The organism is Parabacteroides sp. FAFU027 (assembly GCF_022808675.1).
Taxonomy (GTDB): domain Bacteria; phylum Bacteroidota; class Bacteroidia; order Bacteroidales; family UBA7332; genus CAXXIC01.
In genome coordinates this window covers 1-5,025 of the sequence record NZ_JAKZKV010000029.1, presented here as the reverse complement: position 1 = coordinate 5,025, position 5,025 = coordinate 1, and the positions used below count along the sequence as shown (strand labels likewise).

At 48.9% G+C, this 5,025-nt stretch carries 2 tRNA genes and 3 rRNA genes; all 5 read right to left on the bottom strand.

Annotated features, from left to right (window positions below):
- Positions 1 to 101, bottom strand: a 5S ribosomal RNA gene (gene rrf / locus MLE17_RS18795); the annotation flags it as partial.
- 70 nt (positions 102 to 171) lie between these two features.
- Positions 172 to 3,049 (bottom strand): 23S ribosomal RNA (locus tag MLE17_RS18790).
- Between the two features lie 108 nt (positions 3,050 to 3,157).
- A tRNA-Ala gene (locus tag MLE17_RS18785) sits at positions 3,158 to 3,231 on the bottom strand.
- Between the two features lie 85 nt (positions 3,232 to 3,316).
- A tRNA-Ile gene (locus tag MLE17_RS18780) sits at positions 3,317 to 3,390 on the bottom strand.
- Positions 3,391 to 3,493: 103 nt separating this feature from the next.
- A 16S ribosomal RNA gene (locus tag MLE17_RS18775) occupies positions 3,494 to 5,007 on the bottom strand.
- Between the last annotated feature and the right edge of the window lie 18 nt (positions 5,008 to 5,025).

Here is a 5,025-nt window from a genome sequence, read left to right as displayed (position 1 = left end):
GCTACCTACTCTCCCACTTGCGCAGTACCATCGGCGTGATCGGGCTTAACTTCTCTGTTCGGAATGGGAAGAGGTGGAACCCCGATGCTATAACCACCTAAATTTCTTTATTTATCATTATAACATATCGTCAAGTAAAGCAGTCCATAAGAACCATCCAGCCATCTAAGACCAAGAAAGTTTCGGGTAATTAGTATTGCTCGGCTTTGATGTTACCACCTTTACACCTGCAACCTATCAACGTCATCGTCTTTAACGACCCTAATAGAGATCTTATCTTGAGGCGGGCTTCGCACTTAGATGCTTTCAGCGCTTATCCCGTCCCGACTTAGCTACCCGGCGATGCTCCTGGCGGAACAACCGGTAGACCAGCGGTCAGTCCAACACGGTCCTCTCGTACTAGTGTCAGAGCCTCTCAAATCTCTTACGCCCACAACAGATAGGGACCGAACTGTCTCACGACGTTCTGAACCCAGCTCGCGTGCCACTTTAATGGGCGAACAGCCCAACCCTTGGGACCTTCTCCAGCCCCAGGATGTGACGAGCCGACATCGAGGTGCCAAACCGCTCCGTCGATATGAGCTCTTGGGAGCGATCAGCCTGTTATCCCCGGAGTACCTTTTATCCTTTGAGCGATGGCCCTTCCATACGGAACCACCGGATCACTATGCCCTAGTTTCCTACCTGATCGACTTGTCGGTCTCTCAGTCAAGCGCGTTTATACCATTACACTCTACGACCGGTTACCAATCGGTCTGAACGCACCTTTGGAAGCCTCCGTTACACTTTTGGAGGCGACCACCCCAGTCAAACTACCCACCAAACAGTGTCCTCGTATCACGAGTTAGAACTCAAATAACCAAAGGGCCGTATTTCAACGTCGGCTCCACAAATACTGGCGTACCTGCTTCATAGCCTCCGGCCTATCCTACACATTAATTACCCAAATTCAATGTTAAGTTGCAGTAAAGGTTCACGGGGTCTTTCCGTCCCGTTGCGGGTAATCGGCATCTTCACCGATACTACAATTTCACCGAGCTCACGGTTGAGACAGTGTCCAGATCATTACACCATTCGTGCAGGTCGGAACTTACCCGACAAGGAATTTCGCTACCTTAGGACCGTTATAGTTACGGCCGCCGTTTACCGGGGCTTCAATTCAATGCTTCTCTTGCGATGACATCTCCTCTTAACCTTCCGGCACCGGGCAGGTGTCAGGCTATATACCTCTTCTTTCGAATTTGCATAGCCCTGTGTTTTTGTTAAACAGTTGCCTGGACCGATTCTCTGCGCCCACCATCGCTGATGGGACCCCTTATCCCGAAGTTACGGGGTCAATTTGCCTAGTTCCTTAACCGTGAATCACTCGAGCGCCTTAGTATATTCTACCCAACTACCTGTGTCGGTTTGCGGTACGGGTACCTATAAGATTAAGTTTAGCGGATTTTCTTGGAAGTCTGATTACGCCCATATCAGATTATCCGTAGACTCTCTGTACTATCAGGTTCGACTCAACCAGCGGATTTGCCTACCAGTCTCAACATCTACACCCTTTAACCAACTATTCCGTCAGTTGGCAGGACTGTCACTACTTCGTCTCCACATCACTCTTATAGCTAGTACTGGAATATTAACCAGTTCTTCCATCGGTCTCGCCATTCGGCTGAACCTTAGGCCCCGACTAACCCTGATCCGATTAGCGTTGATCAGGAAACCTTAGTCTTTCGGCGAGAGAGTTTCTCACTCTCTTTATCGTTACTTATACCTACATTTGCTTTTCTAGAAGCTCCAGCAAAGCTCACGCTTCACCTTCTGCGCCGCTAGAATGCTCCCCTACCAGTGTCTTTAAGACAATCCATAGCTTCGGTAACTTACTTATGCCCGATTATTATCCATGCCAAACTCCTCGACTAGTGAGCTGTTACGCACTCTTTAAATGAATGGCTGCTTCCAAGCCAACATCCTAGCTGTCTATGCAGTCTGACTTCGTTTTTTCAACTTAGTAAGTATTTGGGGACCTTAGCTGATGGTCTGGGTTCTTTCCCTCTCGGACACGGACCTTAGCACCCATGCCCTCACTCCAGGACTTTACTTCTGAGCATTCGGAGTTTATCAGGACTTGATAGGCGGTGAAGCCCTCGCATCCAATCAGTCGCTCTACCTCTCAGAAGAAACATCCCAGGCTGCACCTAAATGCATTTCGGGGAGTACGAGCTATCTCCAAGTTTGATTAGCCTTTCACCCCTACCCTCAGGTCATCCGAAAACTTTTCAACGTTTACCGGTTCGGTCCTCCATTTTGTGTTACCAAAACTTCAACCTGCCCAAGGGTAGATCACTTGGTTTCGCGTCTACTCCCACCGACTATAGCGCCCTGTTAAGACTCGCTTTCGCTTCGGCTCCTTGACTGAATCAATTAACCTTGCCGGTGAAAGTAACTCGTAGGTTCATTATGCAAAAGGCACGCAGTCACCCCACGTAGGGGCTCCTACCGCTTGTAAGCGCATGGTTTCAGGGTCTATTTCACTCCTCTGTTCGAGGTTCTTTTCACCTTTCCTTCACAGTACTGGTTCACTATCGGTGTCTCGGGAGTATTTAGCCTTACGGGATGGTCCCCGCTGATTCACACAGGATTTCTCGTGTCCCGCGCTACTCAGGATACCACTAAGCTTCTTTTTCGATTCGTGTACCGGCCTGTCACCGTCTACGGGGCCTCTTTCCAAAGGCTTCCACTTCTCCAAATCTTGCTATGTCGTGGTCCTACAACCCCAGCTATGCCGAAACATAACTGGTTTGGGCTGTTCCGCGTTCGCTCGCCACTACTTACGGAATCACTTTTGTTTTCTTCTCCTATGGGTACTTAGATGTTTCAGTTCCCCACGTTCGCCTACCTAAAAGGTATGACTGACCTTCTGTCAGCCGGGTTGCCCCATTCGGATATCTACGGATCAAAGGATATTTGCTCCTCCCCGTAGCTTTTCGCAGCTTATCACGTCCTTCTTCGCCTCCGAGACCCAAGGCATCCGCCATGCGCCCTTCTTTACTTTCTTGTTCATCGCCTAACATTACTGCTAGTCGATGGCTCGATGTTTCTTTTTAACTACTTTACTTTTCCAATATGTCAATGATCTTGCTCTCTCCTTGCGGATCGAGTTTCGTGGAGAATAACGGATTCGAACCGTTGACCCCCTGCGTGCAAGGCAGGTGCTCTAGCCAGCTGAGCTAATCCCCCGATTTCATTTACAATTTATCTGATTTACTATTTACGATTTTGTTGATTAAATTGTAAATTGTACTTCTTTAAATTGTACATCAGGTAGTCCCAGGCAGAGTTGAACTGCCGACCTCTACATTATCAGTGTAGCGCTCTAACCAACTGAGCTATAGGACTGCATTACTTTTTCTTTCTTTGCCTGAGTGGCTCTGTCTCCTTTATATCTTATATAATAAACAAGCGTACGAAAAATTAAACCTGAGTAAAGACTACTCTCCAGAAAGGAGGTGTTCCAGCCGCACCTTCCGGTACGGCTACCTTGTTACGACTTAACACCAGTTATCGGTTTTACCCTAGGACGCTCCTTGCGGTTACGTACTTTAGGTACCCCCAACTTCCATTGTTTGACGGGCGGTGTGTACAAGGCCCGGGAACGTATTCACCGCGCCATGGCTGATGCGCGATTACTAGCGAATCCAGCTTCACGAAGTCGGGTTGCAGACTTCGATCCGAACTGAGATGGGTTTTGGAGATTGGCATCCTGTCACCAGGTAGCGGCCTTCTGTACCCACCATTGTAACACGTGTGTCGCCCCGGATGTAAGGGCCGTGCTGATTTGACGTCATCCCCACCTTCCTCACGGCTTACGCCGGCAGTCTCATTAGAGTCCTCAGCTTAACCTGTTAGTAACTAATGATAGGGGTTGCGCTCGTTATGGCACTTAAGCCGACACCTCACGGCACGAGCTGACGACAACCATGCAGCACCTCGTAGGCGACCATTGCTGGCTATAATGTTTCCACTATATTCCCCCTACGTTCAAACCCGGGTAAGGTTCCTCGCGTATCATCGAATTAAACCACATGTTCCTCCGCTTGTGCGGGCCCCCGTCAATTCCTTTGAGTTTCACCGTTGCCGGCGTACTCCCCAGGTGGAATGCTTAACGATTTCTCTGTGCCACTGACTGTATATCGCCAATAGCTAGCATTCATAGTTTACGGCGTGGACTACCAGGGTATCTAATCCTGTTTGATCCCCACGCTTTCGTGCCTCAGCGTCAGTAATGGTCCAGCAAGCTGCCTTCGCAATTGGGGTTCTGCGTTATATCTAAGCATTTCACCGCTACACAACGCATTCCGCTTACCTCTACCATACTCAAGTCCACCAGTTTCAATGGCAATTTTACAGTTGAGCTGCAAACTTTCACCACTGACTTAATAGACCGCCTACGCACCCTTTAAACCCAATAAATCCGGATAACGCTTGGATCCTCCGTATTACCGCGGCTGCTGGCACGGAGTTAGCCGATCCTTATTCTTAAAGTACATTCATCCTCTTACACGTAAGAGTTGTTATTCCTTTACAAAAGCAGTTTACAACCCATAAGGCAGTCATCCTGCACGCGATTTGGCTGGTTCAGGCTCTCGCCCATTGACCAATATTCCTCACTGCTGCCTCCCGTAGGAGTCTGGTCCGTGTCTCAGTACCAGTGTGGGGGACCTTCCTCTCAGAACCCCTAGACATCGTTGCCTTGGTGAGCCGTTACCTCACCAACTAGCTAATGTCACGCATGCCCATCTGTTACCAATAAATCTTTAACTATCTCGCCATGCGGTAAAATAGTATTATGCGGTATTAGTCCGGATTTCTCCGGGTTATTCCCCTGTAACAGGTAGGTTGCATACGCGTTACTCACCCGTGCGCCGGTCGCCACCCGAAGTGCTGCCCCTCGACTTGCATGTGTTAGGCCTATCGCTAGCGTTCATCCTGAGCCAGGATCAAACTCTTCGTTGTATTATTTGTTTTTTGTGA